We start from the raw sequence: 24,484 nt of genomic DNA on the forward strand, positions 1-24,484 counted from the left end.
GCACCCATGCCGCGCGCGCCTCCGGTGATGATGACGACCTTGTCGTCGAGCGTTCCCATCGTAGGTTTCCTCCGGTCGATCATTCGTAGGTGACGCGTACGTCGTCGGTGAGCGGGACGGCCTGGCAGGCCAGCGTGTAGCCGTCCTCCAGGTCCTCGCGGCCGAGCACGGTGTTGCGCAGCAGCTTCACCTCGCCGTCCAGGACCAGGCAGGTGCACGCGCTGCAGGAGCCCTCCCGGCAGGAGTACGGAGCCTCGAGCCCGGCTGCGAGCAGGACGTCGAGCAACGGGGTCTCCCGCTGCCAGCCGAGCGTGCGGGTCTCGCCGTCGAGGGTGACCTCGACGGTCGGCTCGCCCTCGACGACCTCACCGCCGGAGGTGCCGGGCGAGGGTGCCGCGAACGGATCTCCCTCGAGCGATAGGAACCGCTCCACGTGGACCGCGCTGCGGGGCAGGCCGGCCTCGGCGAGCGCCTGCTCGGCGAGCGCCATGAACCGCTCCGGCCCGCAGACGAAGACCTCGCGCTCGGGATGGGGTCCGGCCCAGGCGGCGAGGTCGGCGGCACTCGGCAGGCCACGGTCGCTCTCCAGCCAGTGGGTCACCACGACCCGGTCGGGATGCCGGGCGGCGAGCTCGTCGAGCTCGGCACGGAAGATCACCGACTCCGGGTCGCGGTTGGCGTAGAACAGCGCCACCCGCGCGTCGCCGCGCAGGGCCGCCTTGAGGATCGACATCACCGGGGTGATGCCGCTGCCGCCGGCGACCAGGAGCAGGTCACCGTGGGAGGCGGCCGGGGTGAACACTCCCGACGGCGGCAGGACCTCGAGCTCGGCGCCGGCCTCGACCTGGTCGCAGAGCCAGTTGGAGCCGCGCCCGTCGACGACCCGCTTCACGGTCACCTTCATCGGCTCACCGCCGCCGGGGTCGCTGGCCAGCGAGTAGCAGCGGGCCAGGTCGCCCTCGGCGTGCGGCACCCGCACGGTCAGGAACTGCCCGGGCAGGTAGGCGAACCGGTCGGCCGCCTCGGTCGGCGCCTCGAGGACGATCGACCGGGCGTCGGCGGTCTCCTCGATCACGTCGACGACGCGCAGCCTCACGGACATGGCGAGCTCACCTCTCCCCGGCAGCGTGCCGGGCGGCGACGTACCCGAAGACCATGGCCGGCCCGATGGTGGCGCCGGCGCCGGCGTAGTCGTTGCCCATGACGGAGGCGGCAGCGTTGCCGGTGGCGTACAGGCCCTGGATCGTCGCGCCGGAGGCGTCGAGGACGCGGGCGTGCTCGTCGGTCAGCAGACCACCCTTGGTGCCGAGGTCGCCGGCCTCGATCCGCACCGCGAGGTAGGGGCCCTCGGCGACCGTGCCGAGCACGGGGTTCGGCAGGGTCGGGTCGCCGTAGTAGCGGTCGTAGGCGCTCTCGCCGCGGCCGAAGTCGTCGTCGCGGCCGGTCGGGACCATCGCGTTGTAGCGGGCCACCGTCGCCTCCAGGGTCCCGGCGGGGACACCGATCGCCTCGGCCAGACCGGCGATGGTGTCGGCGCGGTGGGCCAGTCCGGCCTCGTACCAGGTCTCGGGGAAGTCCTTGCCCGGGATGACCGCGCCGAACGGGTAGCGGCGGCGGGCGGTCTGGTCCATCACGAACCACAGGTAGGGGTGGCCGCCCTCGATCTGGGCGTGCACGAAGGTGACGTACGGCGAGGCCTCGTTGGCGAACCGCTCACCCTGCGGGGTGACGATCAGCGAGTTGGGGATGGAGCGCTCCGCGACCAGCGCGTGCACCTTGCCGTCGGGGCGACGGATCGAGGGCATCCACCAGGCGTCGTCCATCAGGTCGACGGCCGCGCCCACGGCCTGACCGGCCGTGATGCCGTCGCCGGTGTTGGACTCTGCCCCGCCGGACACGTCGTCGCGGCCGACCTCGGGCAGGTGCTCCTTGCGCATGGTCTCGTTGTGGTCGAAGCCGCCGGAGGCGATCACGACGCCCTTGCGGGCCCGGACACGTACGGCGTCGCCGTCGTGCCGGACGACCGCGCCGACGACGGTCCCCTTCTCGTCGCGGACCAGGTCGAGCAGCGGCGAGTCCAGCCAGACCGGTACGCCGGCGTCGACCAGGCTCGCCCGCAGCCGGGCCACCAGCGACTGGCCGAGGGAGACCATCCGACGACGGCGCAGGCGGTCGAGCGCGCCCTGGACACCGAGCCGGAAGGCCGTCCGCCGCCCGAGCCAGGTGCGGGTCAGCATGTTGAGCTTCACGTAGTCGGCCGAGGTGATCACCAGCCCGCCGGGCACCTTCATGCTGCTGCCCCGCAGCGTCTCGGCGAGGTCGCCCAGGAGATCCAGGTCGAAGGGCGGGCACTCCACGGAGCGGCCCTCGGGACGACCGCCCGGAGCCTCGGGGTGGTAGTCGGCGTAGCCGGGGCACCAGGAGAACTCCAGGTGCCGGGTGCGGGCGCCGAACATCTCGAACATCGCGGGACCGTGCTCGACGTACGCCGCCAGCCGGCTGCGCGGGATGCGGCCCTCGGTGATGTGCTCGAGGTACTCGATGACCCGCTGCGGCGGGTCGGTCACGCCGGCCTTCGTGACGGCCGGGTTGTTGGGCACCCAGATCCCGCCGCCCGAGAGTGCGGTGGTGCCGCCGTAGACCGGCGCCTTCTCGACCAGCAGCGTCTCCAGGCCCTCGAGGGCACCGGTGAGCGCGGCCGTCATGCCGCCCGCGCCGCTGCCCACGACCAGCACGTCGACCTCGTGGGACCAGCCTGGCGTCATGTTTCCTCCTGCGTTTCGGGTGCGAAACCCCAAGGAACCGCGTGAACCGGCTCCGTGGTGAGGAAGTCCCACCCAGCGAAACCTCCGTCCTGGTTCCGGTCAGCGGGACCTCGGTGCCGCGGCCGTCCGGCCCTCCCTAGCGTCCCGACGACCAGCACCTCGCAGGTCACCCGGCAGGAGGAAGTCCATGACGGACGTACGCATCCAGGAATCCCGTGGCGTCGCACAGCTGACCGAGGCCATCGCCGAGGCGGAGCGGATCGTGCGCTCGGCCCCGCACGTCGACGACGAGCGCGATCTGGCCGAGGGGCTCGACTACCTGGCCGGGCTGGTCAAGGTGGCGCTGGGCAGCGCCTGGGCCGGCGACCCGGAGGATCCGTACTTCGCCCGGCCCTCGACGCCGTGGACCAAGATGGGTCTGGACAACCCGGACACGCTCTACTTCGCCGCCCAGATCACCGGCGATGCGGAGTACGTCGTGACCGGCACCCGCGGCACCTGCGCGGACCTGGTCTTCCAGGTGCTCGGTGGCTCGCACGCCGGCAGCACCGCCCCCGCCAGCCACCTCGCCTTCGACGACCGGGACTTCCCGGTCTCCCCCGACGGCGGCTTCGAGCTCCGCTTCGGTCCGCCGCGGGACGACGCCGGCCCCGGCTACTTCACGCTGGCACCCGACTCGTCCCGGCTGTTGGTTCGGCAGACGTTCAGCGACTGGGCCGGCGAGCAGGCAGGCACGCTGCGGGTGCAGCGGGCCGACCGGATCGGCGCACCCGCCCGGCCGCTCACCCTGGAGACCGTGGAGTCCCGCTACGCGCGGGCCGGCCGGACCCTGGTCGGCTACGCCCGCACCTTCCTGGAGTTCGTCGAGCTCTTCTATCTCGACCAGCCGGTCAACACGATGTACGCCCCCAAGTCCACCCCCGGTGGCCTGACCAGCCAGTTCAGCTCGGCCGGCCACTACGACCTGCGGGCGGACGAGGCGCTGGTCGTCACCGTGCCCGCCTCCGGGATGCCCTACCAGGGGATGCAGCTCGGTAGCCGGTGGTACGTCTCCCTCGACTACGCCAACCACCAGACCAGCCTCACCACCGCCCAGGCGCACGTCGACCCCGACGGCAAGATCCGGTTCGTCATCAGCCACCGCGACCCCGGCCTGGCCAACTGGCTGGAGACCACCGGCCATGAGCGGGGCTATCTGCAGATCCGCTGGCAGCGCGTCGACCGGCCGCTCACCGAGGCCGACGGCCCGGCCACCGAGGTGGTGCCCTTCGCGAGCCTCCCCGAGCGGCTCCCCTTCCACGACGGTCAGCGGGTCACGCCGCAGCAGTGGTCCCGGCGCATCGCCGACCGTCAGGCCGCCGTCGCCGACCGGATGCTGTCATGAGTTCCCCGGTCTCCGGGGTGCTCGCCGGCAAGGTCGTCCTGGTCGCCGGCGTGGGTCCCGGGCTCGGTCGGGCGCTGGCCGAGCGTAGCGCCGCCGCCGCCGGGGCGGACCTGGTGCTCGCCTCGCGGAGCGCGGTACGCCTCGAGGAGCTTGCCGGGGAGCTGGGCACAACCGGGAACCGGGTGCTCGCGGTGCCCACCGACCTGACCGACCCGGCCGCGGTGGCCGCGCTGGTGGAGGCCACCCTCGCCGAGCACGGGCGGCTGGACGCGGTGCTGCACAACGCCTACCACGCACCCTCGCGCGAGCCGCTGCTCGACACAGGCCTGGACACCGTCCGCGCGGAGCTCGAGTCGCCGCTGATGGCCCTGGAGCTGGTACGCCGCTGCGCGCCCGCCCTGGCCGCGTCCCGAGGTGCGGTCGTGGTGATGAACTCGATGATCATCCGCAACCGGCTGCCCGGGTTCGGGGCGTACCGGATGACGAAGTCGAGCCTGCTCGCGCTTGCCCGGAGCCTCTCGATCGAGCTCGGGCCGCAGGGGGTCCGGGTCAACTCCGTGGCGCCGGGCTACATCTGGGCCGACGCCGTGCGCGACTCGTTCGCCAAGGCGGCCCGCGAACGGGGCACCACGCCGGACGCGATCCACGACGAGATCGCCGGCGGGACCGACCTGCGGCGCCTGCCCCGCCCCGACGAGATCGCCGACGCAGCGCTCTTCCTCGCCTCCGACCTGGCCCGGGCCGTCACCGGGCAGTGCCTCGACGTCACCGCCGGCGCCACCCACCACTGACCCCATCGCTGACCCGGGAGGAACCATGTCCGTCCCCATTTCGACGCTCGCCGAGCAGCTCCACGAGCGTGCCGTCGCGCGCACCGGCCTGGCCGACTTCGGCGACGCCGACCTCCATGAGCCCCTCGCCGTGCTGCTCGAGGCCTACACGGCCGAGGCCGGTCTCACCGAGGCCGGCTGGGCGAAGATCACCGAGACGCTGGTCCAGTCACTCGCCTCCCGGCTGCGCACCGAGGCCGCCTGGCGCTCGCACCCCGGACACGTCGCGACGCCGGTGGCGCGGCCGGTGTTCGTGACCGGTCTGCCGCGCTCCGGCACCACGGCCCTGCACCGGCTGCTGTGCGTCGACCCGGCCCACCAAGGACTGGAGATGTGGCTCGCGGCCGCGCCCCAGCCGCGTCCCGCCCGTGAGGAATGGCCGGCGAACCTCGACTTCGGCACGATGCAGGCGGCCATCGACCGGCGCAACGCCGCCGTCCCCGGCCTCAAGGGGATGCACTTCATGTCGCCCGACGCCGTCGAGGAGTGCTGGTGGCTGGAGCGGCAGGGCCTGCGCTCGCTCGCGTTCCCGAGCGTCGCGCACCTGCCGGCGTACACGCGCTGGCTGGCCGGACAGGACCAGACCGGGACGTACGCCCGGCACCGGCGCATCCTCCAGCTCATCGCCATGACGAGCCCGGAGCGGCGCTGGGTGCTGAAGAACCCGGGCCACCTCTTCTCGCTGGACGCGCTGCTCGCGGTCTACCCCGACGCGCTCGTCGTGCAGACCCATCGGGACCCGCGCTCCGTGATCGCCTCGGTGAGCAGCCTGACCTCCCGCACCTCCCGCGGTCACTCCGACGTCTTCACCCCGCCCGTCGTCGGGCGCGACAGCCTCGAGCTGTGGGCCGGTGCGACCGAGCGGTTCCTCGCCGAGCGCGCCCGGCACGATCCCGGTCGATTCGTGGACGTGCACTACGACGAGTTCGTCGCCGACCCGGTCGGCACCGTCGCCCGGGTCTACGCCGCCCTCGGGACGCCGTTCGACGAGTCGGTGCGCGCGGCCGTGGTCGCGGCCGACGACGTCAGCCGTCGGGGCGAGCGCCGGCCCGACCACCGTTACTCGCTGGCGGAGTTCGGACTGAGCGAGGACGAGGTGGCCGAGCGTTTCTCGGCCTACCTCGCCGCTCACCCGGTCCGCTGAGGGCGCTCGGTCAGAACCGGGAGATGACGTCGTCGGCGAAGCGACGTACGGACTCCAGCCGGGTCGCCCGGTCGGCGAGCCCGTGCCCGAAGAACCGCCACGGCGCGAGATAGACGTCGGTGACGCCGGCCGCCGCCAGCTGCCGGAAGCCGTCGACGTCGGTGACGCCGACCGGTGAGGCCCAGACGGCGAAGTCCTCCTCGTCGCGGCCGTGGTCGCGGCGCAGCACGTGGAGCCGGGCGATCGCCCGCTCCAGGTCGGCGTAGGGCACGTTGGCCGCGATCCAGCCGTCGCCGAGCCGCGCCGCCCGGCGCAGGGCGGCGTCGCTGTGTCCCCCGACGAGGATCGGCACCGGGGTGACCGGGGCGGGTGCGACCATCAGCCGGTCGAAGTCGTGGTGCGTGCCGTGGTGCTCCACCCAGCGCGGTCCGCCCCCGCAGATCAGCCGCAGGATCTCGATCGCATCGTCGCTGCGAGCGCCCCGCGTACGCATCTCGGTTCCCGTGAACCGGAACTCCTCGGGGATCCAGGACATCCCGACGCCGAGCGACACCCGGTCCCCCGACAGCACGGCCAGCGAGGCGACCTGCTTGGCCAGCAGCAGCGGCTCGCGCAGAGGCAGCTTGAGCACCGAGGGCTGGAATCGGATCCGGTCGGTGACCGCGGCCAGCGCGGCAATGGTCACCAGCGGGTCGGGCATCGGCGTCTCGGGCGCCCACATCCGCCGGCCGTCCGGGGTGAACGGGTAGTCGCCCGTCACCTGCTCGGGATAGAAGACCGAGTCCGGCAGCGAGACGGCGTCGAACCCGACACTCTCCGCCAGCTGCGCCAGCTCGGCCAGCTCCTCCGGCGGCACCATCGCCACCGACATCGCCCACCGCATCAGGGCAGGTCGAGCATCTGGTAGGGCGTGGCGCGTACGTCGAAGCTCGGCATGTCCTGGAACGAGACCGTGGTCTCGCAGAACCGGTCGTAGCGGATCGCGGTGACCAGCCAGCCGCGGTCGGGGTCGCGCCGGTAGCTGTCGTGCGAGACCGAGGCGCCCTCGACGACGTAGCCGATGTCTGTGCAGATCGTGCGGTCCGACATCGTCCAGGTCGCCGTTGCCCGGTCGCCGTCGATCTCGATGCTGGGGTGGCCGAGCTGGTGCACGGTGATCCGGTGCTCGTCGAGACGCGACCGCAGCTCCGCGACCAGCGCCTCGGCGCCCTCCGTGACCAGGTCGGGGCGGTAGCTCGCGGTCATCTCCGGCGCCAACGTCGCGGCCACGCCGTCCCAGTCGCGCAGGTCGACGCCGCGTACGTAGCGGTGCTTGAGCTCCATGATCGCCCATCGGTCCGCCGACTGCCGGTCCGTCGTCATCGGGTCCGTCGTCATCGCTCCTCGCTCTCGGTCAGGTGCTGGATCGCGAGGTGGCTGAACGCCATGCTCGCGGCGATCGGGTTGCCGCCCGCGGGGTACGTCGTGCCGCTCACGGCTGCCATCGAGTTGCCCGCCGCGTAGAGCCCAGGGATCACCTCGCCGTCCCTCGCCAGGACCCGGGCGTGCTCGTCGGTGCGCAGACCGCCCTTGGTCCCGAGGTCGGAGAGCCCGAATGCGGCCGCATGGAACGGACCCTCGGCGATCGGGACCAGCGGCGAGCCGCCGCCGGAGAAGGCCCGGTCGTATGGCTCGTCGCCGCGACCGTGGTCGTCGTCCCGGCCGGTCTCGGCGAAGCCGTTGAAGCGCTGCACGGTTGCCTCCAGCTCCTCGACCGGAACGCCGATCGCCTCGGCGAGCCCGCCCAGCGTGTCCGCGGTGTGCCAGAGCCCGGCGGCGACGTACTCCTCCTGCGGCGCGAGCGGCAGTGTCGTCGAGCGCACCGGCGGAGCCAGCCCCTCGCGGTCGTCGTAGACCATCCAGTACGTCGTCCCGACGGTCCCGGCACGCTGACCGTCGATCACGGCGCGGCCGATCCGGTCGTAGGGCAGCGACTCGTTGACGAAACGGCGGCCGTCGCGGTCGACGAAGATGCCGCCGGTGAACCAGAGCGAGAACGAGGTGGTGCCGTCGGGATGCGCGAGGCCGGGAGCCCACCACGCCTGGTCCATCAGGTCGGTGTCCGCGCCGATGTCGATCGCCGCCCGGATCGCCCGCCCCTGGTTTCCCTCGGGACCCATCGCGCCGGTGACGCTGCCGGGCACTCCGTGCTCGGTCCGCATGGCGGCGTTCTGCTCGAAACCGCCCGAGGCGATCAGGACGCCGCGGCGGACACGGATCCGGCGGGGCCCGCCGGCGTTCTCGGTGACGATGCCGACGACACGGCCGCCGTCGACCACCAGCTCGGCACAGGCGGTCTCCGGCCGCAGCTGCGCCTGCGGCAGCCGCGAGAGGGCCAGCAGCAGCCGGCCGATCAGGGCCTGCCCGCCGACGAGCTCGGCGGGCGCCTGCTCGCCGGCCCGGTCGACCTTGAGGGTCGGCCGCACGGTGCCGGCGAGCGGACCGAGCTCGGCCGGGTCCAGCGTGAGCGCGCGGATCTGGCGGACCTCCCGCGCACCCGGTACGCGGCCGTAGTAGTCCGGCCACGGGAACGGCTCGAACACCAGCGCCTCGTCGGTGAGCAGCTCGTCGACCAGCCGTGGACCTGCCGCCAGGAAGGCGTCCTGCAGCGTCTGCGGGGTGCGGTCGCCGACGACCGCGCGGAAGTAGTCCCGTGCCTCGTCGGCGTCGTCGGCCACGCCGCCGTCGCGGAGCACCGCGTTCCCGGGGAACCACATCCCGCCACCGGAGTACGCGGTCGTGCCGCCGTAGCGGTCGCTGGCCTCGACCAGCAGCACGTCCAGCCCTGCTCGCGCAGCGGCCCAGGCACCGGTCAGGCCGCCTCCGCCGGCACCTACAACTACGACATCGTGCTCTTCGTCCCAGGTCATCACCGGGCCGACACTGCTCGCCCGACACCGTCCCGTCGCACGCTGCTCCCGCTGAGTGAGACTCCGTTATGTGACCGCGGCCACACCGTGGAGTCTCTCTCGGAACGGCCCACCGCGGGCCTCACGACGACGCGAGGAGGAGGACGCATGCGTGTCCTGATCACGGGAGTTTCCGGACCGGCCGGCCGAGACCTGTCCCGGCTGTTGCTGGCCGGCAGGCACGAGGTCGTCGGCCTCGACACCGAACGGCACCGCTACGTCGATCCTCGTGTCGACCTGGTCGTCGCCGATGCCACCGACGACACGGCACGGGACCGGGCGGTCACGGGTTCCGAGGTCGTCGTCCATCTGGCCGGCGAGGGGCACCGGGCACTGGCCGAAGCCGCGGCCCGGCACGGCGTACGCGTGATCCTGCCGGTCGTTGCCGGGGACGACTCCCCCGCCGAGACCGCGCTGACCACCGCCGGCGCCCAGCTCCTGGTCGTCCGCTCGGCCCCACCGGCGGGGCGCCGGGGCGACGCCGACGCGCTGCGGACCCTCGCCGGACTGTTGCGCACGGACGGTCCCTGGCAGGTGCTCCATCACGACGACCAGACCCGCTTCCTCGCCGACGCCGTCTCCGAGCGGGTCACCGGCACCGTCGAGCTGGCCGCACCCGGCACGGTGACCGCTGCTCAGGCCCGGGACCTGCTCACGACGGCCGGCGTACGTCCTCGGCTGCGCGGCGTCCGGCCGCGGCCGGCTCCGCCACGACTGACGGCGGCGGAACCGGCCGGGTACGGCTGGACCGCGACCGAGGCCGTCGAGGACCTGGTCCGCGCCCTGGTCGGCCGCACCGTCAGGCGCGGGGAGGCCGTACTGGCGCCCGGCCGGTTCGCGCTGCCGGCGTACGTCATCCCGAACAACCTGCCCGCCGGCGACGGCGGGACGTTGGAGCCCGTCGGGCCGCCGGAGCTGCAGGGCGAGTTCGACACCCTGCTCGACCCGCGGCTGTCGGTGCTCACCGCGACCAACACCTCCGAGGCGATGCCCGGCCCGATGACCCCGATGACGCTGGATCTGCAGGTCGCCGCGATCCGTATCTCCAACGAGGACATGGGCATGATGCTGTCCCTGGAGGGCACGGCCCTCGACCAGCAGTCGAGCATGGTCGTGAGCACGCTCGGCCACTGCGTCTACATCAACGCCTCCGTCGGCGTGAACATCGTCGAGAACATGCCCGGCTGGGACGAGGCCTCGGTCCGCCGCGACGCCTACGGCAACATCCCCGAGCACGTGGTGTTCCGGCCCGAGGGCGGCCCGCCGATGCCGACCGGTCTGGCCAAGCGCCGGGCCACCCTCCGCGCGACGACCCAGGTCATCAACCGCGCCCGCAGGTTCAAGGAGGAGGCCGAGCGCATCAACGCCGCGGCCCGCCGTGAGGTCCTCGACGCCGACCGGATCGCCGACCTCGACGACGCCCAACTGCACGCCCGCGCGCTGCTGTGGCGCGACCGCTTGGCCCACGGCTGGTGCGTCGCCTCGATCGGGGTGATGCTCACCAGCGCGGCCGGTGCGATCCACGAGCGCGGCAAGGACCCCGAGCCGGTCAACATCGACGTCGAGCGGCTCGAGTCCGCCCGCACCATGCTGGCCGTGGAGCGCCTTGCCGCGGTGCTGCGCGGCCGGCCGGAGCTCGTCGAGCTCGCTCGCGCAGGCCGGGTGGACCAGCTCCGCGCAGCCTCCCCGGAGCTCGCCGCCGCGCTCGATGCCGAGCTGGCCGAGATGGGCCACCGAGGTCCCGGAGAGTGCGAGCTGGAGAACCCCGCCTTCGCCTCCAGCCCGCAGATGCTGGTCTCCTCCGCCGCCGGTGCCGCCCAGCAGCCCGCCCCGCGGCGCGACCCGGTCACCCCGCCGCGTACCCGGACCGGCCGGATGGCGGCAGGTGCCACCCTCGCCCGCGAACGCGGTCGCGACGGGGTGGTGCGCTACACCCACGCGCTGCGGCTGGCGATCGGCGAACAGGGCCGGCGCCTGGTGGACCGCGGCCTGATGGACGAGCCTGCCGATGTCTTCTACCTGACCCTGGACGAGGCCTTCGCCGCCCCGGACGACCTGCGGCAGCGGGTCGCCCGCCGCCGGGACCAGCGCGTACGCCTCGCCGCGATCCGGATGCCCGACGTCGTCGTCGGGAAGTGGGAGCCGGAGCTCGACCACGAGCAGCTCGAGGTCGGCGGCGAGCTCACCGGCATCGGCGTCTCCCCCGGCACCGTCGAGGGTACGGTCCGCGTGCTGCGCGGCCCCGACGACGACATCGAGCCCGGCGACATCCTCGTCGCCTCGGTCACCGACGTCGGCCACACCGCGATGTTCGGCTACAGCTCGGCCGTCGTCACCGACATCGGCGGCGCCGCCTCGCACGCTGCCATCGTCGCCCGCGAGTTCGGCATCCCGTGCGTCGTCGACACCAAGCACGCCACCACCAGTCTGCGCGATGGGCAGCTGGTCCGGGTCGACGGAGTCACCGGCACCGTCACCCTCCTCGCCGACGACGCCCCGGCCACCGCCGAGGAGACCGCTGTGTGAGAGGGATGCCCTCGACCCTCAGGTCAGGTCCGGAAACACCGCGGCGGCGGTGGAGACGCGGATGACGTCGCGGAGGAACCGGGGGCCGACGCGGCGGTCGCCGGCAGAGCGGATGCGCTTGACGAGCTTGCTGTGGAAGCGGTCGATCTCCTTCTGCTCCAGCGCCCTCCAGTGGTCGCTCGTACGCCGGTGGGGGTCGACGTCGAAGCGCTCGTCGATGGACTCGGCGGCGGTGGACAGAGTGGTCGGGAAGACGTCGAGGAGCCGGACCGGTTCGCCGTCGACGAGCGGAAGGCACTTCATCGCCCGTGGTCGCGAGAAGTCCGGGTGGGACACGGTCGCTGGGAGGACCAGGCCCGGTTGGGCGAGCTCGAGATCGATGAAGTCGTCGCTGCACCACTCCAGCCGCCTCGGCACCACGACCGTCACGGTGGCGTCTCGGAGCCGCTCGACGGGCAGCTCCACACCGTCGACGGTCACGCTGCCCGGACCACGTCCCGTGGAGATCTCCAGCAGCGCGTTGGCGACAGGGAGCGCGAAGTTCCTCGCGTAGCCCGCGGCCAGGGCGTTGGCCACCGAGATCTGGGTCAGCGGTGCCTTGAAGAACGTCGTCACCGGGTTGCTCGTCGGGTTCTCCCCCAGTGCCTCGAAGATCGACCTTACCGAGAGCAGCCGCTGCTCGACGGTGCGCCTGGACGCCTCGATGTCGTCGAGATCCAGGTCGAGGACGTCGAAGATCCGGCCGGCCGGCGACTCCGCGCTCCGGTCCCTGATGACGACGTCCGGGGTGCCGAGACCCTGGGCGACGGTGAGCTCGTAGACGACCGACGGGTCGGCGTCGGTGACATCGGCGATCACCACATCGGCGAGCTCGAGCTGCTTGAGGTCCTCGCCCCGCATCCCGGACGGCTCCGAGACGTAGAGGGCAAGGTTCAGCTGCTCCAGCACCGGCCGCAGGATCCGCTCACGGACGATGTCTCGCTGGGCCTCGGTGGTCGTGCTCGGCTGCAGCAGGACACAGCGGCCGCGCGTCGGTCTCACCGCGGCGCCGACGAGGTCCTCCCAGTAGTCGACGATCCTGGCCAGTGGCATCGCGAACGCCTGCCGGCCGCCCTCTGCCTCGACCTGGATGCCGATCACCGCACCGGCGAGATCGCTGTAGACCGCGGCGCCGCTGAACCCCCTGACCGCGAGCGTCGTCGTCTCGTACTGGAAGTAGTAGGCCCACGAGCTGCTGGTGCGCAGGTAGTTCCCGGCGGGCGTCAGAACACCGGTTCCGCCGCTCTGCGCGCTACGCAGGTTGTCACCGTAGCCACGTGCGCGCACCTGCCCGTCGGCCTGGGTCACCAGGGTGAACGGCAGCGGCCGCCGGCCGTTCGGGCGCTCGAGCCGCAACACCGCGAAGTCCTGCGCGGCGGGCTTGTCGTGGACCGGCGAGATCACGAAGATCGCACGCTCATCGGTCTCGGCATCGGGAAACCTCACCCACACCTCGCCCTGCGAGGCGAGGGGCATGACCACGTGTCCCGCGGTCAGGAGGTGGCCCTCGTCGGTGCCCAGCCAGGCCGTGCCGATCGTAGGTCCGTCCTTGCTCGCCAAGACGGCGCAGGTCGCCTGCGCGAGCAGCTCGCCGACGCCCATCAGGACCGATCGAAGTCCCAGGTCAAGGTGGCCTTCACCGACCCCTGACCCTGCGCCTTCATGACCCATAGGCCGGCGCTGCCGGTGAGCGAGAACGCGAGCTCCAGCGAGACAGAGCTCGGCCCGTCCGGGGAGGTCGCGAGCGCGCTGCCGAGATCCGCCGAGACGTCCTGGAGCATCCGCTTGAGCGACCCGTAGGCGTCCTCGAGCCGGCTGCTGGTCTCGGTGGTGCCGAACTCGTCGCCGAGCCAGTCCACCTCTGCGCCAGGACCGTCGTCCGACGACTCGATCAGGATGGTCGACGTACCGATCTGAACCGGCGTGTAGTCCAACGCGTCCTCCTCGTGATTTCGAACCCCGCAACCGTAGGGGAACCGGAACGCGCGCGTGAGTGGTTTCGCCGATGCTGCCAGTACGGTTGGCGCGTGATCGACGTACCTGCCGGTGGCACCCTCACGATCGGCGCCCCCAGCCTGGTCCTCCTCATCGGCCCGTCGGGCTCGGGGAAGTCGACCTTCGCCACGCGCATCTTCGGGCCGTACGAGGTCATCTCAAGCGACCACTGCCGTGCCCTCATCGCCGATTCCGAAGCGGATCAGTCGGTCACGCCACAGGCCTTCGAGCTCGTGCGCTACATCGCTCGGGCGCGCCTCGAGGCCGGCAGGATCGCGGTCGTCGACGCGACCAACGTCCACGAGAGCGCCCGACGTCGCAACCTCGATCTGGCCGAGAAGGTCGGGGTCGAGACCGTCGCCATCGCCCTCGACGTCCCGCTCGAGGACTGTCTGGCGCGGAACGCGTCGCGGAAGGGCCGGGTCGTCCCCGAGGAGGCCATCCGTAGCCAGCGGGCCGACATGGACAGGTCACTGACTCGTCTCGACGGCGAGGGCTTCGGTCTGGTCTACCGCCTCGACGGGCCCGCGATGGCCTCGGTCGGCCTGGTCCGCCGCCAGGGATGACCCTGCCGGCTAGCCGGCGGCGAGGTAGTCGCGAAGGCTCAGGGGCTCACGCCCGGTGAGAGTGGCTACGGCCGTGCTGACCCCGTCGAGCTCTCCTGCGGCGATCGCGGTATAGGTGGAGACCCAGGCGTCGTACTGCCAGTCGGGCGCCTCCCAGCGGCGGCGCGAGGCGTAGGCCTCCTCGATCGTCTCGTCGTGATAGCGCACCTCGCGGCCGCGGTGCTCGGTGAGGATGTCGGCGACCTCGCTCATCGTCAGTGACTCGGGTCCGGTGAGGTCGTACGTCAGCCCTCGGTGATGCTGCGGTGCCGTGAGTGCCGCGACGGCGGAGCGAGCCACGTCGGCCCGCGCGACCGGCGCGAACCGCCCATCGGCCGCTGGACCTCGGATGACGCCATCCTCACCGACCAAGGCGGGGAGGAAGTCGAGGTAGAAGTTGTCCCGCAGCAGGGTGTAGGTCATCCCGCTCGCCTTGATCCGCTCCTCGGTCGCGAAGTGGTCGCGGGCGAGCGTGAAGATGGCATCCGGCGCGGCGCCGAAGAAGGACGTGTAGACGATGTGCTCGACCCCGGCCGACGCGGCGGCGTCGACGAAGGTGAGGTGCTGATCCAGGCGGTCGGCCGACTCGGCGGCCGAGACCATGAGCACGGTCCGGACGCCGTCGAGGGCCTGCACCGCGGCCGCTGCGTCACCGTAGGTGACTGCGAACGTGTCGGCTCCGGGGATCTCGGGGGCCCTGGCGGGGTCACGTACGAGAAGACGGAGAGCGGTGTCGGAGCCACCCAGCGCACGGGCGACGGCACCTCCGACGAACCCGGTCGCCCCGGTGACCGCGATGGTGGGCCGGGTGGTCATCCCATCTCGTCCCTGAGCGCCGCGAGGGCCTCGTCGGCGTGGATCTCAGCCTTGAGCATCCCCTCGACGACGGCCTTGATCCGGCCGTCGGTGCCGATCGCGAAGGTCGTACGCTGCAGCGGCCCGAGCTTGCCGAGGATGCTGGGTTTCACGCCGTAGAGGCCGGCCACCGACCCGGCGGGGTCGGAGAGGACGGGATAGTCGAGGTCGTGGTTGGCGGCGAAGCCGGCCTGCTTCTCCACGCTGTCCTTGCTGATCCCGAGCCGGTGGGCGCCGATCTCCTCGAACTCCGCGGCGAGGTCGCGGAAGTGGCAGGCCTCCTTGGTGCACACGGCAGTCTCGGCGGCCGGGTAGAAGAAGAGCACCACGGGTCCCTTCTCGAGCAACGAGGAGAGCGTGACGGACGTGCCGTCCTGGGAGGGGAGGGTGAAGTCGGGCGCGACGGCGCCGGTCTCGAGAGGCATGGCGTCAACCTACTCCGCGAGCCAGGGATCCTCCGCCCGCACCGCGAGGACGCGATCAGGAGGCGATCAGGACGGTCGCGAGCTGCTCGATCGGGAGACGCCCGCGTACCTCCACCACCGTCCCGCCGGAGCGCACCGCCTCGGGACCGAGCAGTGACCGGGCGATGTGCACCATCTGGCGATTCTCGGCCTGCACGTCACCGGTGAGGACGTGGATCCCGCGGCGGCCGGCCAGGCCGCCGATCTCGCGCAGCATCCGCACCCCGATCCCGCGTCCCTGCCAGGCGTCCTCGACCAGCACCGCGACCTCGGCCGCGCCCGAGTCGTCGGGACTCCGGTCATAGCGTGCCACCGCGATCACTTCTCCCCCGATGACCGCGACCAGAGCCTCGCGGTCGTCGTGGTCGACCTCGACGAGATATCGCCGCAGCTTGAGCGACAGGCAGTGTAGCGGCGAGTGGAAGCGGCGGTAGATCGTCTCTGGGGACAGGCGGCCCCACAGGCGCTCGAAGGCGGCGATGTCATCGGCTCGCACCGGCCTCGTGACGACCGTGCCGAGCTCGACAGGCTTGGCTGAGTTCATGATTTGAACTCTCCTACCGCGATCTGAGTTCGTCAAACGAATTCAGCAGATATAGGCTTTGGTCCGTGCTTGCAGATGAGGTCGACCGCACCAGATGCTCGGTCGCCGGCACCCTGGCGGTGGTCGGCGAGAAGTGGAGCCTGCTCGTGCTCCGAGAGGCATTCCTCGGCGTACGCCGCTTCGCCGACCTGCAGAAGAACCTCGACGTCCCTCGAGCGGTGCTCACCGACCGGCTCAACACCCTCGTCGCGCAGGGCGTGCTCACCCGGGTGCCCTACCACGCCGAGGGTCAGCGCCAGCGCCACGAGTACCGCCTGACCCAGAAGGGCCTCGATCTCTACCCCGCTCTGGTCGCCCTGATGGCGTGGGGCGACCGCTATCTCGCCGAGGGACACGGCTCGGCCCTCGCCCTCGAGCACCGCGACTGCGGGGCCGAGGTGCACCTCGAGCTGACCTGCGAGGACGGACACGTGCTCGGCGGACCGCGCGAAGTGCGGCCGATCCCGCTGGCGCGCATGGACCTGCTCTCCTCCGACGAAGGTGCCGAGCCCGCGAGGGGATGAAGCGAGATCCCGGACGCCGAGGGCTCACCCACGGCACTGTGTTCGGTCCACCTGCCCGCCCCACCTAGTCCGCGAGGATCCGGCGCAGGACGTAGGGCGTGATGCCGCCGTGCCGGTAGTAGGCGGCATCACGTTCGGTGTCGAGACGCACCCGCACCTCGAAGCTGGTGGTGCCGGCCGTGACGACGACGGTCTCCGGACGCGAAGGGCCGTTGAGGGCGTCGAGACCGGTGATGGCGTACGTCTCGGTGCCGGTCAGACCCCATGACTCCGCCGACTCCCCCGGCAGGAACTCCAGGGGCAGGATGCCCATCCCGATCAGGTTCGAGCGATGGATGCGCTCGAACGACTCCGCGAGGACGGCTCGCACGCCGAGGAGCGCCGGGCCCTTGGCCGCCCAGTCGCGAGACGATCCGCTGCCGTACTCCTTGCCACCGAGGACGACCAGCGGGACACCGGCCTCTCGGTAGGCCATCGCCGCGTCGTAGACGCTCTGGGTCTCGCCGGTCAGCAGGTTCAGCGTCGACCCGCCCTCGACGCCGGGAACGAGCTGGTTGCGCAGGCGTACGTTGGCGAAGCAGCCGCGCATCATCACTTCGTGGTTGCCGCGGCGCGAGGCGTAGGTGTTGAGCTGGAACCGCTCGACCCCGAGCTCCGTCAGGTAGTGCCCGGCCGGTGTGTGCACCGGGATCGCCCCGGCGGGCGAGACGTGGTCGGTGGTGACCGAGTCGCCCAGCTTGACCAGCACCCGGGCGCCGGTGATGTCGGCCACCGGGCACGGCTCCCGGGTCATCCCGTCCAGGTAGGGCGGCCGGCGCAGGTAGGTCGACCCCTCGTCCCAGGCGAAGGTCTCCCCCGCCGGGACGTCCAGACCCTGCCAGCGCTCGTCACCGGTGAAGACGTCAGCGTAAGCCTTGGCGAACATGCCCGCCTCCACGGTGCCGTCGATGACGTCCTGGATCTCGTGCGAGGTCGGCCACAGATCGGCCAGGTGGACCGGGCGACCCTCGAGGTCGTGGCCGAGCGGGTCGTTGACGAGGTCGACGTCCATCGTCCCGGCGAGGGCGTACGCCACCACCAGCGGGGGCGAGGCCAGGTAGTTCATCCGTACGTCGGGGTTGATCCGGCCGTCGAAGTTGCGGTTGCCCGAGAGCACCGAGACGACGCTGAGGTCGTGCTCGTGGACGGCCTCGGTGACCTCGGGGATCAGCGGCCCGGAGGCGCCGATGCAGGTCATGCAGCCGTAGCCGGTGAGGTGGAACCCGAGCTTCTCGAGGTAGGGCGTCAGGCCGGCGTCGGCGAGGTAGTCCGTCACGACCTTCGAGCCCGGCGACAGGCTCGTCTTCACCCACGGCCGGCTGACCAGACCGCGCTCGACGGCGCGCTTGGCGAGCAGGCCGGCGGCCACCATGACCGACGGGTTGGAGGTGTTGGTGCAGGAGGTGATCGCGGCGATGGCCACGGCCCCGTGGTCGATGACGTGCCTGTCTCCGTGGAGCGTCAGCTCGGCCTCGCGGCTCGGGCTCTCGGTGCCGGCGTCGAGCCCGAGGACCTCCGGAAGCGAGCGCCGGAAGGCCTCCTGCGCCTCGGTGAGCAGCACCCGGTCCTGCGGGCGACGCGGTCCGGCCATGGACGGCACGACGGTGGCCAGGTCGAGCTCGACCGTCTCGGAGTAGGCCGGCTCGTGGTCCGGGTCGAACCACAGCCCCTGGTGCTGGGCGTATGCCTCGACCAAACGGATCTGCTCCTCGGGACGTCCCGTGAAGCGGAGGTAGCGCACCGTCTCCGCGTCGATCGGGAAGTAGGCGCAGGTCGAGCCGAACTCCGGGCTCATGTTGGCGATGGTGAGCCTGTCCGGGAGCGTCGTCGCGGAGACTCCGGGTCCGTAGAACTCGACGAACTTCCCGACGACACCGTGCCGCCGCAACTTCTCGGTGATGGTGAGCACGAGGTCGGTCGCGGTGGCACCCTCGGGCAGGTCGCCGTGCAGCCGGAAGCCGACGACCCGCGGCAACCGCATCGACAGCGACTCGCCGAGCATGACCGCCTCGGCCTCGATGCCGCCGATGCCCCACGCGAGCACGCCCATGCCGTTGACCATGGTCGTGTGGGAGTCGGTGCCGAGGCAGATGTCGGGATAGGCCCAGCCCTCCTCGGCGGTGACGACCCGGGAGAGGTACTCGGCGTTGATCTGGTGCATGATCCCAGTGCCGGGCGGCACCACGGCGAAGTCCTCGAGGGTGTCCTTTCCCCACTTGAGGAAGCGGTAGCGCTCGGTGTTGCGGACGTACTCGATCTCGACGTTGCGCTCGAAGGCGTCGCTGCGGCCGAAGACGTCGGCGATAACCGAGTGGTCGATGACGAGCTCGGCCGGGATCTGCGGGTTGACCAGCGACGGGTCCTCCCCGAGACCGGTCATCGCGTCCCGCATCGCGGCGAGGTCCGCCAGGGTCGGCACGCCGTTGGTGTCGTGCAGGAAGGCGCGCGACGGGCTCAGGTCGATGGCGCTGTCGTGGCCGGGACCTTCGGCCCAGCCCAGCAGGAGCTCGATCTGCTCGGCGCTTGACCGCTCGCCGTCCTCGTGCCGGAGCAGGTTCTCCAGCACGACGCGCAGGCTCCAGGGCAGAGCGTCGATGTCGAGGCCGGCCAGGCTGTGGATCTCGTACGTCCTGCCGTCGACCTCGAGGGTGTCGCGGGTCCCGAACGAGTCGAGCGAGCGCACCTTGCTCGGGCGGGTCATGCCAGGTCCTCCGGGAACGCCGGCGTCGCGTACGTGTTGACGTGCCCGCCCTCGACCACGCACCGGTCCGCCACCGCACGCCATACGGCGTAGTGCGGCGCCTCTCGGTGGGCGCGGCGGAACGCGTCCTCGTCGGTGTAGACCTCGTGCAGCACGAAGCGGTGGGGGTCGTCGGCACGGCGGTGCACGTCGAAGCGCAGGCAGCCGGGCTCGTCGCGCAGCGAGGCGCGGGAGTTGACCCGGATGCCGTCGAGGAACTCCTCGACGCGCTCGGGCCGGACGGTCAGGTCGACCAGGACGGTGAACATCAGCCGGCCACCTTCTCCAGCATCGAGTCGTCGAAGGCCACGCCGCACTCGACACCGAGGTCACGCAGGTCGCTCACCGTCTTGTCCGGCAGACGTACGCCGGTCAGCCGGCCCCCCGCTTCCGCGCGGGCCTCGATCTCGCCGGGGTAGAAGATCTCCTCGACACCGGGGGCGCGAGGCACCGACTTGGTCGCGGCGATCAGGTCGTCGATCCGTGCCCCGAATTCGCCGCCGGGGAGGACGGTGTCGACCCGGAGCGCCAGCACGAGGTGGCCGCACGCGCTACGCCGGTCGGGGACATAGGGACCGACGACGCCGGTCCCATAGCCCGACCCGGTCAGGACGCCGGAGAGCACGTCCATCACGAAGGAGATGCCGTAGCCCTTGTGGCCGCCCATCGGAGCGAGCAGGCCCTGGATCGCGACGTAGGGGTCGGTCGTGGACACGCCGTCGGTGTCGAACGCCCAGGTGTCGGGGATCTGCTCGCCGCGCTCGGCGGCGGCATAGATCTTGCCGCGGGCCACGCCGGTGTTGGCGATGTCGAGGACAACGGGCGGGTTGCTGCCGCCCGGTGTCGCGACCGACCACGGGTTGGCGCCGACGGTCTTCTCGGTGCCGCCCCAGGGGGCCATCGCCGGGCTGCCGTTGGTGGTCAGGATCCCGACGCAGCCGGCCTCGGCCATCCGACGGGTCCAGTAGGCGGCGGTGCCGAAGTGGTTGCTGTTGCGTACGGCCACGACGCCGATGCCGTGGACGGCGGCGCGCGCGACCGCGGCACGGGCGGCCCGGTCGGTGATGACCTGGCCGACGCCGTCGCGGCCGTCCATGACGGCCAGGGCGCCGGTGTCGACGACGATCTCCTCGCAGGTGACTGCCGCCATCACGCCGGAGCGGAGCCGGGCGACGTACCAGGGCAGGCGGAGCATGCCGTGGGACGGATGGCCCCACAGATCGGCGGTGACGAGGCTGTCGCTGACGAGCCCGGCGTCGGCCTCGGGTACGCCGAGGGAGACGAGCACGTCGGCGCCGAACTCGGTGAGCCGGTCGGGGTGGGCGATGACGGTCATGAGGGGAACCTCCGGGTCAGGTCTGCGACCTGTTCATGGGTGAGCGGTCGCGTGGCGTGGCCGCGGAGCAGCAGGAAGAGCCGGGCCGTCTCCTCGAGCTCCTCGGCCGCGTCGGCCGCGGCGGCCAGGTCGGATCCGGAGACGACGGAGCCGTGATTGGCCACCAGGAAGCTGTGGTGGTCAAGGGCCGTCGTCTCTGCGAGCGTCTCGAGCGAGGTGTCGCCGGGTTCGTGGTACGGCAGCAGTGGGAGCCGGCCGACGCGCATCACGTAGTAGGCGGTGAGCGGCGGCAGCACGTCGGCGGGGTCGATGTCGGCGAGGCAGGAGACCGCCACGGCGTGGGTGCTGTGCAGGTGTACGACGGCGCTCGCCGTGGGCCGCGACCGGTAGACAGCCGCGTGCAGGAAGGCCTCCTTGGACGGCTTGGCGCCGTCGACGTGGCGACCTGCGAGGTCGATGACTGACAACGCGCTCGGGTCCAGGGCACCGAGGCTGATACCGGTGGGCGTCAGCAGGATGCGGTCCTCGGCCACCTTCGCACTGAGATTGCCGGTGCGGCCGAAGGTCAGCGAGCGGTTGAAGAAGGACGCTCCCAGCTCGACGATCTGTTCAGCGACGTCGCTCATGCCTCGGCCCCCGCGGCGCGGACCAGCAGGTCCTCCGTGCCGAAGTTGCCCGACTTGAGCAGCAGCGCGAGACCCTCGTCGGTGAGACACCACGGCACGCCTCGGTCGGCCTCGTGATCGACCAGGACGCTGCGTACGCCGAGGGCCTGGACGACGGCGCCGGAGGTCTCGCCCCCGGCGACGACGATCCGCCGGGCGCCTCGGTGGGTTGCCGTTCGCGCGAGGGAGCCGAGTGTCCGTTCGAGGATCGACGACGTCTCCGCGCCCATCGCCGCCTTGGCGAGCTCACGCTCCTCCGGTCCGGCCGAGGAGTAGACCAGGACCGGTGACTCGCCCAGATGGCCGGTCAGCCACTCGATCGCGGAGGCGAGCATCTCGGCGGGGTCCGGGGTGAGCGTGGGGTCGAGCCGATAGGACGGCATGACCTCGGCTGCCGCGGCGACCTGGGCGAGCGTGGCTGCCGAGCAGGAACCGGCGAGGACCACCCCCGGGCCTGCAGGAAGCTCGCCCGCGGGTGTCGACGTCCTGGACCCGGCCGCGGCCACGGCACCGGCCGCGCCTGCCAGGCCCGCTCCCCCGGTCAGCAGTCGGAGGTCGGTGGCTCCCTCAGCGATCGCGAGGAGGTCCGTGTCGCGGACCGCGTCGGCGACCACGTGACGTACGCCGGCAGCGGCATGCGCCTTCAGAGCCACCGTCACTGCGCCGGATCCTTCGGTGATCGTCGACAGCGGCAGCGCCCCGACCACGCCGGTGGTCTGTCGCTGCAGCACCCGCACCAGGTCGGGATCGGTCATCGGGGTCAGCGGATGGTGCCGCATCGGCGACTCGCTGAGCAGCCGGTCCCCCACGAACAGATGCCCGAGGTACGTCGTCCGGCCGTGCTCCGGCGAGGCCGGGCAGATCACCGTGGTCGACTCACCGAGCGCGTCGAGGAGGGCGTCGGTGACCGGGCCGATGTTGCCCTCGTCGGTCGAGTCGAAGGTCGAGCAGTACTTGAAGTAGACCCGCTCGACGTCGCCCGCCCGCAGCCAGGCCAGCGCAGCCAGCGACTGGGCGACTGCATCCTCGACCGGGACGGTCCGAGTCTTGAGGGCGATGACGACGGCGTCCACCTCCGGGGCGACCGTCTCCTCATCGGGTGCGTCGAAGAGGAACGCCACCGAGAGCCCCGAACGACGCAGCGCCGCGGCCACGTCGGAACCGCCGGTGAAGTCGTCGGCGATGCAGCCGATCGCGATCACGAGACGCGCTCCGTCAGCCGGCTCGCCAGCGAGCCCGCGGCCAGGTGCGGTGCGCTGAGGACGGGCACGTCCACAACGGCCGCGATCCCCGCGAGTGCGGGCGCCAGCGAGTACTGCGCGAGCACGATGACCTCCGCCGACCTGGCCGCGGTCACCGCCTCGGCCGCCATCAGCCGGGTCAGCTCGTCGAGGTCTCCGGCCGACGCGGCAGCGGCGGCACCGCGCACGAGAACCGGCTCGATCTCGCTCGCCACCCCTGCCGCGGCAAGCCAGTCCCCCAGACGCTGAGCACTGTCAGCGGCAGCCTGGCCCAGCGATGCGAGCACCGTGATCCGCCCGGGGCGGAGCGCCACGACGTGGTCGAACATCGCCTGGTCCGAGGCCAGTACCGTGACCGGTTGGTGCGCCGCCACGTCGTGGGCGACGGGACCGTACATCGAGCACGAGAGCTGCACCGCGTCGGCACCGCCGTCGACGGCGTACTGGATCAACGTGCTCATCCGGGCACGCAGCTCCTCGGTGAGGCCGCCCGCCGCCTCCGCGTCGGAGACGAGCCGGTTGTCGAGCAGGTGCCAGAGCTTGGCCTCGGGGAACTCGTCGCCGAACGCGGCGTCGGCGGGGGCCAACGAGGCCTGGCTCGCGTGGATCAGCGCGACGGTGGGCCTGGACATGGGTGGTGCTCCTCCTGGGGTCGGGGACGTACGTTCGGGCGGCCGTCAGGCCGCCGCGATGCGAGCGACGACGGCGTCGGTGAACTCGCGGGTGCCCGCGCTGCCGCCGAGGTCTCGGGTGGACACTCCGGCCGCGACGGTGGCGGCGACGGCGTCGTCGAGGCGGCGCGCCGCGTCGGCGAGCCGGGCGTCGTCGTGGCGGCCGCTGAGCCAGTCGAGCAGCATCGAGCCGGAGAGGTTCATCGCGATCGGGTTGGCGATGTCCTGGCCGGCGATGTCAGGCGCTGAGCCGTGCGAGGCCTGGGCCATGGCGTGGGTGTCGGAGGTGTTGATCGACGGGGCGATGCCGAGCGAGCCGGCGATCTCGCCGGCGAGGTCGGAGAGGATGTCGCCGAACATGTTCTCGGTGACGATGACGTCGAAGTCGTCTGCCCGGCGCACCAGGTGCACGGTCATCGCGTCGATGTGGAAGTCGTCGACCTCGACGCCCGGGTAGTCCTTCGCCATCTCACGGCAAACGTCGCGGAACAGGCCGGTCGTCATCTTGAGCACGTTGGCCTTGTGCACGATCGTCACCTTGTTGCGGCGGCGGGTGGCGAGCTCGAAGGCCGATCGGGCGATCCGCTCGGTCCCGGCGCGGGTGATGATGCCGTGCATGATCGCCACGTCGGGCGTCGGCATGATCTCGCCGGTGCCCCGGAAGGTGTTGCGGTCGGCGTAGAAGCCCTCGGTGTTCTCGCGCGCGATGACGAGATCGGTGCCGGGGACCACGGCGTTGCCGCCTTGGAAGGCCTTGGCGGGCCGGATGTTGGCGTAGAGGCCGAAGTGCTTACGGATCGTGCCGCTGGGGTTGAGCTGGCTGCGGTACGGCTCGGGGTAGGCCGCGCTGTCGTGCGGTCCGAGGAGCCAGCCGTCGAGGTCCTCGAGGACTTTGAGGGTGGTCTCCGGGGTGTGGCTGCCGTGCTCCTCGATCGCCGAGGCGCCGAGCGGGAGCTCGTGCCAGTCGATCGGGTCGACCCCGGCCGCGGCGACGGCAGCGTCGATCATTGCGACCGTCGAGGGGACGATCTCGGGTCCGATGCCGTCGCCGAGGAGGACGCCGAGTCGGTACGTGCGGGTGGGCTGTGTGGTCACGTTGGTGGCCTTTCGATGGGAGGAGGTAGGTGGGG

At 71.7% G+C, this 24,484-nt stretch carries 23 protein-coding genes; 6 read left to right on the forward strand and 17 right to left on the reverse strand.

Translation table 11 applies throughout. From position 1 onward, the window contains the following. Window positions 1-79: 79 nt before the first annotated feature. Window positions 80-1,102, reverse strand: coding sequence for a 2Fe-2S iron-sulfur cluster-binding protein (locus tag ACFU7D_RS05940; RefSeq protein WP_378864542.1), 1,023 nt, complete (start codon window positions 1,100-1,102; stop codon window positions 80-82). 7 nt (window positions 1,103-1,109) lie between these two features. Next, entirely contained in the window at window positions 1,110-2,765 is a 1,656-nt protein-coding gene (locus ACFU7D_RS05945) for an FAD-dependent oxidoreductase (protein WP_378864545.1), read from the reverse strand. A gap of 187 nt (window positions 2,766-2,952) precedes the next feature. On the opposite strand from ACFU7D_RS05945, the gene ACFU7D_RS05950 reads away from it, so the two are divergent. The 3 genes from ACFU7D_RS05950 to ACFU7D_RS05960 are packed head-to-tail and all read left to right on the forward strand — an operon-like array spanning window position 2,953 to window position 6,123. Continuing rightward, window positions 2,953-4,149: a hypothetical protein gene (locus ACFU7D_RS05950; RefSeq protein ID WP_378864548.1), complete on the forward strand. Its 1,197-nt coding sequence runs from the start codon at window positions 2,953-2,955 to the stop codon at window positions 4,147-4,149. Next, a complete protein-coding gene (locus ACFU7D_RS05955; protein WP_378864551.1) occupies window positions 4,146-4,940 on the forward strand; it encodes an SDR family oxidoreductase in 795 nt (264 codons plus the stop codon). The genes ACFU7D_RS05950 and ACFU7D_RS05955 overlap by 4 nt, the downstream gene beginning before the upstream one ends. A 25-nt stretch (window positions 4,941-4,965) precedes the next feature. Continuing rightward, complete coding sequence (locus ACFU7D_RS05960) at window positions 4,966-6,123, forward strand: sulfotransferase family protein (RefSeq protein WP_378864554.1); 1,158 nt, start codon at window positions 4,966-4,968, stop codon at window positions 6,121-6,123. A gap of 10 nt (window positions 6,124-6,133) precedes the next feature. Here the strand turns inward: ACFU7D_RS05960 and ACFU7D_RS05965 are convergent, their stop codons facing one another. From ACFU7D_RS05965 to ACFU7D_RS05975, 3 genes are read right to left on the reverse strand one after another with little or no spacing between them, the layout of a single operon-like run. Beyond that, the gene (locus tag ACFU7D_RS05965; protein ID WP_378864557.1) at window positions 6,134-7,006 is read right to left on the reverse strand and encodes a TIGR03619 family F420-dependent LLM class oxidoreductase; all 873 of its coding nucleotides are present in this window, start codon (window positions 7,004-7,006) and stop codon (window positions 6,134-6,136) included. After that, a complete protein-coding gene (locus ACFU7D_RS05970) occupies window positions 7,006-7,500 on the reverse strand; it encodes a nuclear transport factor 2 family protein (RefSeq protein ID WP_378864560.1) in 495 nt (164 codons plus the stop codon). Before ACFU7D_RS05970 ends, ACFU7D_RS05965 begins: the two co-directional genes overlap by 1 nt. Then, window positions 7,497-9,032, reverse strand: coding sequence for an FAD-binding protein (locus ACFU7D_RS05975; protein WP_378864563.1), 1,536 nt, complete (start codon window positions 9,030-9,032; stop codon window positions 7,497-7,499). Before ACFU7D_RS05975 ends, ACFU7D_RS05970 begins: the two co-directional genes overlap by 4 nt. A 147-nt stretch (window positions 9,033-9,179) precedes the next feature. Here ACFU7D_RS05975 and ACFU7D_RS05980 point away from each other — a divergent pair, with 147 nt between their 5' ends. After that, complete coding sequence (locus ACFU7D_RS05980; protein ID WP_378864566.1) at window positions 9,180-11,597, forward strand: PEP-utilizing enzyme; 2,418 nt, start codon at window positions 9,180-9,182, stop codon at window positions 11,595-11,597. An 18-nt stretch (window positions 11,598-11,615) separates the two neighbouring features. Here ACFU7D_RS05980 and ACFU7D_RS05985 read toward each other — a convergent pair whose 3' ends face one another. Then, window positions 11,616-13,238, reverse strand: a complete 1,623-nt coding sequence (locus tag ACFU7D_RS05985; RefSeq protein WP_378864569.1) for an STING domain-containing protein — start codon at window positions 13,236-13,238, stop codon at window positions 11,616-11,618. Then, window positions 13,238-13,570 (reverse strand): CU044_2847 family protein, encoded by a 333-nt coding sequence (locus tag ACFU7D_RS05990; RefSeq protein WP_378864572.1) that lies wholly within the window; start codon window positions 13,568-13,570, stop codon window positions 13,238-13,240. Before ACFU7D_RS05990 ends, ACFU7D_RS05985 begins: the two co-directional genes overlap by 1 nt. A gap of 93 nt (window positions 13,571-13,663) precedes the next feature. Between ACFU7D_RS05990 and ACFU7D_RS05995 the strand changes: the two genes are divergently transcribed. Beyond that, complete coding sequence (locus ACFU7D_RS05995; RefSeq protein ID WP_378864575.1) at window positions 13,664-14,197, forward strand: AAA family ATPase; 534 nt, start codon at window positions 13,664-13,666, stop codon at window positions 14,195-14,197. A gap of 9 nt (window positions 14,198-14,206) precedes the next feature. Here the strand turns inward: ACFU7D_RS05995 and ACFU7D_RS06000 are convergent, their stop codons facing one another. From ACFU7D_RS06000 to ACFU7D_RS06010, 3 genes are read right to left on the reverse strand one after another with little or no spacing between them, the layout of a single operon-like run. Continuing rightward, a complete protein-coding gene (locus tag ACFU7D_RS06000; RefSeq protein ID WP_378864602.1) occupies window positions 14,207-15,052 on the reverse strand; it encodes an SDR family oxidoreductase in 846 nt (281 codons plus the stop codon). Then, a complete protein-coding gene (locus tag ACFU7D_RS06005) occupies window positions 15,049-15,516 on the reverse strand; it encodes a peroxiredoxin (RefSeq protein WP_378864605.1) in 468 nt (155 codons plus the stop codon). The genes ACFU7D_RS06000 and ACFU7D_RS06005 overlap by 4 nt, the downstream gene beginning before the upstream one ends. A gap of 55 nt (window positions 15,517-15,571) precedes the next feature. Continuing rightward, window positions 15,572-16,099: a GNAT family N-acetyltransferase gene (locus ACFU7D_RS06010; protein ID WP_378864608.1), complete on the reverse strand. Its 528-nt coding sequence runs from the start codon at window positions 16,097-16,099 to the stop codon at window positions 15,572-15,574. Window positions 16,100-16,164: 65 nt separating this feature from the next. Between ACFU7D_RS06010 and ACFU7D_RS06015 the strand changes: the two genes are divergently transcribed. Next, entirely contained in the window at window positions 16,165-16,662 is a 498-nt protein-coding gene (locus ACFU7D_RS06015; protein ID WP_378864611.1) for a winged helix-turn-helix transcriptional regulator, read from the forward strand. 64 nt (window positions 16,663-16,726) lie between these two features. On the opposite strand, the gene acnA is transcribed toward ACFU7D_RS06015, so the two are convergent. From acnA to ACFU7D_RS06050, 7 genes are read right to left on the reverse strand one after another with little or no spacing between them, the layout of a single operon-like run. After that, window positions 16,727-19,402: an aconitate hydratase AcnA gene (gene acnA / locus ACFU7D_RS06020; RefSeq protein ID WP_378864614.1), complete on the reverse strand. Its 2,676-nt coding sequence runs from the start codon at window positions 19,400-19,402 to the stop codon at window positions 16,727-16,729. Continuing rightward, the gene (locus tag ACFU7D_RS06025) at window positions 19,399-19,710 is read right to left on the reverse strand and encodes a putative quinol monooxygenase (RefSeq protein ID WP_378728915.1); all 312 of its coding nucleotides are present in this window, start codon (window positions 19,708-19,710) and stop codon (window positions 19,399-19,401) included. Before ACFU7D_RS06025 ends, acnA begins: the two co-directional genes overlap by 4 nt. Next, on the reverse strand, window positions 19,710-20,777 hold the full coding sequence (locus tag ACFU7D_RS06030) for an Ldh family oxidoreductase (protein ID WP_378864617.1): 1,068 nt from the start codon (window positions 20,775-20,777) through the stop codon (window positions 19,710-19,712). The genes ACFU7D_RS06025 and ACFU7D_RS06030 overlap by 1 nt, the downstream gene beginning before the upstream one ends. Then, window positions 20,774-21,403, reverse strand: a complete 630-nt coding sequence (gene otnC, locus ACFU7D_RS06035) for a 3-oxo-tetronate 4-phosphate decarboxylase (RefSeq protein ID WP_378864620.1) — start codon at window positions 21,401-21,403, stop codon at window positions 20,774-20,776. The genes ACFU7D_RS06030 and otnC overlap by 4 nt, the downstream gene beginning before the upstream one ends. Next, on the reverse strand, window positions 21,400-22,644 hold the full coding sequence (gene otnK / locus ACFU7D_RS06040; protein ID WP_378864623.1) for a 3-oxo-tetronate kinase: 1,245 nt from the start codon (window positions 22,642-22,644) through the stop codon (window positions 21,400-21,402). Before otnK ends, otnC begins: the two co-directional genes overlap by 4 nt. After that, on the reverse strand, window positions 22,641-23,315 hold the full coding sequence (locus ACFU7D_RS06045; protein WP_378864626.1) for a hypothetical protein: 675 nt from the start codon (window positions 23,313-23,315) through the stop codon (window positions 22,641-22,643). The genes otnK and ACFU7D_RS06045 overlap by 4 nt, the downstream gene beginning before the upstream one ends. A 45-nt stretch (window positions 23,316-23,360) precedes the next feature. After that, on the reverse strand, window positions 23,361-24,449 hold the full coding sequence (locus ACFU7D_RS06050) for an isocitrate/isopropylmalate dehydrogenase family protein (protein ID WP_378864629.1): 1,089 nt from the start codon (window positions 24,447-24,449) through the stop codon (window positions 23,361-23,363). Between the last annotated feature and the right edge of the window lie 35 nt (window positions 24,450-24,484).

The sequence above is a fragment of the Nocardioides sp. NPDC057577 genome (assembly GCF_042801335.1).
GTDB lineage: Bacteria > Actinomycetota > Actinomycetes > Propionibacteriales > Nocardioidaceae > Nocardioides.